The sequence below is a fragment of the Variovorax sp. P4_D9 genome, assembly GCF_056401695.1.
In genome coordinates, this window is sequence record NZ_JBFUIU010000682.1 from 1 (window position 1) to 4,714 (window position 4,714).

The 4,714-nt window shown below is 66.5% G+C and carries 7 protein-coding genes; 1 reads left to right on the forward strand and 6 read right to left on the reverse strand.

From position 1 onward, the window contains the following. The coding region (locus AC1DY5_RS42505; RefSeq protein ID WP_478120437.1) for a LysR substrate-binding domain-containing protein at positions 1-738 on the reverse strand (738 nt) is incomplete at its 3' end. A 129-nt stretch (positions 739-867) separates the two neighbouring features. Between AC1DY5_RS42505 and AC1DY5_RS42510 the strand changes: the two genes are divergently transcribed. Continuing rightward, entirely contained in the window at positions 868-1,518 is a 651-nt protein-coding gene (locus tag AC1DY5_RS42510; protein ID WP_478120438.1) for an FMN-dependent NADH-azoreductase, read from the forward strand. Positions 1,519-1,595: 77 nt separating this feature from the next. Here AC1DY5_RS42510 and AC1DY5_RS42515 read toward each other — a convergent pair whose 3' ends face one another. The 5 genes from AC1DY5_RS42515 to AC1DY5_RS42535 all read right to left on the reverse strand — a co-directional run. Continuing rightward, positions 1,596-2,150, reverse strand: coding sequence for an NADPH-dependent FMN reductase (locus tag AC1DY5_RS42515; protein ID WP_478120439.1), 555 nt, complete (start codon positions 2,148-2,150; stop codon positions 1,596-1,598). Positions 2,151-2,191: 41 nt separating this feature from the next. Continuing rightward, the gene (gene epsC, locus AC1DY5_RS42520) at positions 2,192-3,106 is read right to left on the reverse strand and encodes a serine O-acetyltransferase EpsC (RefSeq protein ID WP_478120440.1); all 915 of its coding nucleotides are present in this window, start codon (positions 3,104-3,106) and stop codon (positions 2,192-2,194) included. Between the two features lie 81 nt (positions 3,107-3,187). Further along, complete coding sequence (locus AC1DY5_RS42525; RefSeq protein ID WP_028250350.1) at positions 3,188-3,403, reverse strand: TOBE domain-containing protein; 216 nt, start codon at positions 3,401-3,403, stop codon at positions 3,188-3,190. A gap of 34 nt (positions 3,404-3,437) precedes the next feature. After that, complete coding sequence (locus tag AC1DY5_RS42530; RefSeq protein ID WP_478120441.1) at positions 3,438-4,271, reverse strand: ATP-binding cassette domain-containing protein; 834 nt, start codon at positions 4,269-4,271, stop codon at positions 3,438-3,440. Beyond that, positions 4,232-4,714 (reverse strand): ABC transporter permease subunit (locus AC1DY5_RS42535; protein WP_478120442.1); only part of this gene is annotated, 483 nt, incomplete at its 5' end. The genes AC1DY5_RS42530 and AC1DY5_RS42535, both read right to left, overlap by 40 nt.

The following is a 4,714-nucleotide window of genomic DNA, read 5'->3' on the forward strand; positions in this document are numbered from 1 at the left end:
CATGTAGTCCGGCAGCACCGACGACCCGATGCCCTGGACCACTGCGAACTTGAGCGTCAGAAGGTCGTCGGCGACATAGCGCGGTGCGTGGGTGTGGACCACCACCTTGCCGCCGGGACCTTCGAGCCGCCAGTTCGCGCGGCCATCGCCGGTCGACATGGCGACGGAGTCGAGTCTGCCGAGTTCCGCCGGCGTCGAGACCGGCCCCTGGCGCTGCAGCAGGTCGGGGCTGGCCACCAGGATGCCGCGGCTGCCACCGAAATTCTTGGCCACCAGCGTGGCGCTGTCCTCGATCGTCGGACGCACGCGAAGGGCCAGGTCGACGCCCTCCTCGACCGGGTCGACCGGTCGGTTCAGAACCCGCATCTCGACCCGGACCTGCGGATAGCGCCGCATGAACTCGGGCAACAGCGGGCCGACGCTGCTGTGCGCCAGCGTCACGGGACAACTCAGCCGCACGGTACCGCTCGGCTCGGTCTGGATCTGCGCCACCGCCTCGGACGCCGCCTGCGCGGCGTCGCGCATCGCGGCGCAGTGCTTGAGATAGATCTCGCCTGCCGGCGTCAGCGACAAACGCCGGGTGCTGCGCTGCATCAACTGGACGCCGAGCTGCGCTTCGAGGTCGGCCACACGGCGCGACAGGCGGGACTTCGGGATGCCGAGCGCCCGGCTGGCGGCCGCGAAGCCCCCTCGCTCGGCCACTTCGGCAAAGAACACCATGTCGTTGAGATCTTGCATCGCGTCATTGTCCTATTTTTGGAACGAACTAAGCCATTTTTGCAGGCTTATCAATCAATCGCCACAAAAATAGAATTCATCCCACGCCGACCGATTTCAGTGCCGGCGCTTTCAAAGAAAGCATTGATCATGAAACTCCTGCACGTCGATTCCAGCGTCCTCGCAAGCAATTCCATCTCCCGCCAACTCACCGCCGAAATCGTGGTCGACTGGCGCCGCGCCCATCCGAACACGACCGTCGACTACCTCGACCTCGCGGTGGACACCCCCAACCATTTCAGCGCCGATGCGCTGGGCATCAAGGTCGGTGTCCAGGCAGAGCCGACCGAAGCGCAACGCCGCGAGAACGAAGTCTCCGAGCGCCTCGTGAGCCAGTTCCTGGCTGCCGACGTGATCGTCGTGGGCGCTCCGCTCTACAACTTTACGGTCCCGACCCAGCTCAAGGCCTGGATCGACCGCTTGGCGCAGATCGGCCGCACCTTCAAGTACACCGACAAGGGCCCGGTCGGCCTGGCCGGCGGCAAGACTGTGATCGTGGCCTCGACCCGCGGCGGCATGTATTCGACCAGCGAAGGCGGCCAGGCGATGGAACACCAGGAAAGCTACCTCAAGGTGGTGTTCGGCTTCTTCGGCATCACCGACGTGCGCATCGTGCGCGCCGAAGGCGTGGCGATGGGCGACGCAGCCAAGGCTGCCGCGCTGACCGCTGCGCGGGCCGATATCGCTGTCGCGACGACCGGCAAGGCCGCGAACCAGGACCAGGCCGCACTGGCGGCCTGACCGCGAAGCGGACGCCTTGCGCGTCCGATCGAAAAAAGGGGGCGGTCCGCATCGAGCGGGCCACCCCTTTCGCATTCTTACTTGCCGGTGTGGGTGTTGATCCAGGCCACGTACTTGTCGACCCAGCCCTGCAGGAACTTCTTGCTGCCTTCAGCAATGTGGCCCTTGTCGTCGAACAGGCCTTCCTTGTTCTGCAGGAAGACTTCAGGCTGGCCGAGCGTCGGCACATCCAGGTAGGCCAGGATGCCGCGCAAATGCTGTTGCGCGACGGCGGTGCCGACGGCGCCGACCGACACGCCGACCACGCCCGCCGGTTTGCCGGCCCAGGCGCTCTGGCCATAGGGCCGCGAGGCGTTGTCGATCGCGTTCTTGAGAACGCCCGGAATTGAGCGGTTGTACTCGGGCGTGATGAACAGCAGGCCGTCGGCCGCGGCGACCTCGGTCTTCAGTCGCTTGACCACAGGCGCCTGGTTGCCGTCATCGTCCTGGTTGTAGAGCGGCAGGTCGTCGATGCGCACATGCTCGAAGGTGAAGTCCTCGGGTGCGAGATGGGCGATCGCGAGCGCGAGCTTGCGGTTCAGCGAATCCTTGCGCAGGCTGCCGATGACGACGGCAATCTTTTTCTGGGCCATGAAGACTCCTTGAGAGGGGTTGAGGAAAAGGAAACGATAGCTCAGCCACGGCGCCGCTGCGGCGCGTTCTGCAGGCTGGCCTGCGACACATTGGCGCCGGGAGGCACGTCGTCGGTGATCCAGACATTGCCGCCGATGGTCGCGCCCTTGCCCAGCGTGACCCGCCCGAGAATGGTCGCGCCGGCGTAGATCACGACGTCGTCCTCCACCACCGGGTGGCGCGGCAAGCCCTTCTGCAGGTTGCCGTCGGCATCGGTCGGAAAACGCTTGGCGCCGAGCGTCACGGCCTGGTAGATGCGCACCCGCTTGCCGATCACGGCCGTCTCGCCGATCACCACGCCCGTGCCGTGATCCATGAAGAAGCCGGCGTCGATCTTAGCGCCCGGGTGGATGTCGATGCCGGTCTGCCCGTGCGCCAGTTCGGCCACGATGCGCGCCAACAGCGGCAGGCCGAGCCCATAGAGCTGATGGCCAAGGCGGTGGTGGATCATGGCCAGGATGCCCGGGTAGCAGAGCAGCACCTCGTCGACGCTGCGCGCCGCCGGATCGCCCTGGAAAGCCGCCAGCACGTCGCCGTCGAGCAGGCGCCGGATCGAGGGCAGCGCAGTCGCGAACTGCTGCACTGCAGTGGCCGCTTCCGCCTCGATGTCCTCGGACGTGCGCGGCTGATGGCGTGCCGTGTAGAGCAGCTCGAGCCGGGCCTGGGCCCGCAGCGATTGCAGTGCCGAATCGAGCGTGTAGCCGACATAGAAATCCTCGCTGTCGTGCCGAAGCTCGGGCGGCCCGAGGCGCATCGGGAACAGCGCGCCCTTGAGCGATTCGACGATCCCGGCCAGCGCCTCGCGCGAGGGGAACTCGCGGCTGCCGGGCTCGCGCGAGCGCTGCTGCGAATCGCGCCACTCGTCACGGGCAAGGTGCAGGGCGCGGACGATGTCGCTGACATCCAGTGGGGGCATGGAGCTTCCTTCGAGGGTGAGGCCGGGCACCGACCATGCACCATCGTACAAAACCCCACCGCGCCGGGGTTAAGTGCCGGCTCACAGCTTCGCGATCGACACCTCCGTCGACTTCACCAACGCAACGACGTCAGAGCCGGGCTTGAGCTGCAGCTCGTCGACCGAGCGCGTGGTGATGACCGAGGTCACGATGCCCCAAGCGGTTTCGACGTCGACTTCGGAGACGACGTCGCCGCGGATGATCTCGCGTACCTTGCCCTTGAACTGGTTGCGCACATTGATGGCCTGGATGGACATGGAAACTCCTTACGGTTGGAAAAAAATCTTGAACTCACACGGCCCAGCGCAGCACATGCGCCGGACCGTCGGTCCAGCGGGTGTCGTTGGCAGGCTCGGACTCGGCGGCGTCGGGCTTCTGCAGCACGCGGTCGAGGATGCGTTTCTCGATTGCCGCAAAGGCCGGGTCGCCCTGGGAGCGCGGCCTGGCGAGCGCGATGTTCTCGTCCAACGCGATCCGGCCGTCCTCGATCAGGACCACGCGATCGGCCAGCGCCACCGCCTCCTGCACGTCGTGCGTGACCAGCAGCGCCGTGAAGCGATGGCGCAGCCACAGGCTTTCGATCAGGCGGTGCATCTCGATCCGCGTCAGCGCGTCGAGCGCACCCAGCGGCTCGTCGAGCAGCAGCAGCCGCGGCTGGTGCACCAGCGCCCGGGCCAATGCGACCCGCTGACGCTGTCCGCCCGACAGGCGCGCCGGCCATTCGCCGCTGCGCTCGGCCAGGCCGACCTGCGCCAGCACCTCCCTGCCGCGGGCGCGGTCTGCTTCGGGCAGGCCCAGCGCGACGTTGTCGATCACCCGGCGCCATGGCAGCAGGCGTGCCTCCTGGAACATGATCCGGGTGTCGTCGTGCAGTCCGTCGACGGCCTTGCCGTCGGTGGAGAGCGAACCTTCGGAGGCCTGCTCGAGGCCCGCGACCAGTCGCAGCAGCGTGCTCTTGCCGCAGCCGCTGCGCCCCACGATGGCGATGAACTGGCCGGGTTCGATGCTCAGCTGCGTGTTGCGCAGCACTTCGCGCTCGCCATAGCGCTTCGACAGGCCGCGGATGTCGAGCCGCACGCCGCCGCTCATTTCGCGGCTCCATAAGCCGGATGCCAGCGCAGCCATCCGCGTTCGAGCCCGCGCGCCAGCAGGTCGGCCAGCTTGCCGAGCAGCGCGTACAGCAGGATGCCAACCAGCACGATGTCGGTCTGCAGGAATTCGCGCGCGTTCATCGTCAAGTAGCCGATGCCCGACTGCGCCGAGATGGTTTCGGCCACGATCAGGATGACCCACATGAGGCCGAGCGAGAAGCGCAGGCCGACCAGGATCGACGACATCGCGCCGGGCAGGATCACCTCCTTGTAGAGGTGCCAGCGCGTCAGCCCGTAGGTGCGCCCCATCTCGATCAGCTGCGGGTCGACGTTGCGGATGCCATGGAAGGTGTTGAGATAGATCGGGAAGAACACCGACACCGAGATCAGGAACAGCTTGGCCGTCTCGTCGATGCCGAACCACAGGATCACCAGCGGGATCAGCGCCAGMKSCGGGATGTTGCGCACCATCTGCAG

Bases quoted from the DNA above. Each gene is read 5' to 3' on its own strand.
- AC1DY5_RS42510 (WP_478120438.1), top strand. From the start codon at position 868: ATGAAACTCCTGCACGTCGATTCCAGCGTCCTCGCAAGCAATTCCATC.
- AC1DY5_RS42515 (WP_478120439.1), bottom strand. From the start codon at position 2,150: ATGGCCCAGAAAAAGATTGCCGTCGTCATCGGCAGCCTGCGCAAGGAT.
- epsC (WP_478120440.1), bottom strand. From the start codon at position 3,106: ATGCCCCCACTGGATGTCAGCGACATCGTCCGCGCCCTGCACCTTGCC.
- AC1DY5_RS42525 (WP_028250350.1), bottom strand. From the start codon at position 3,403: ATGTCCATCCAGGCCATCAATGTGCGCAACCAGTTCAAGGGCAAGGTA.
- AC1DY5_RS42530 (WP_478120441.1), bottom strand. From the start codon at position 4,271: ATGGCTGCGCTGGCATCCGGCTTATGGAGCCGCGAAATGAGCGGCGGC.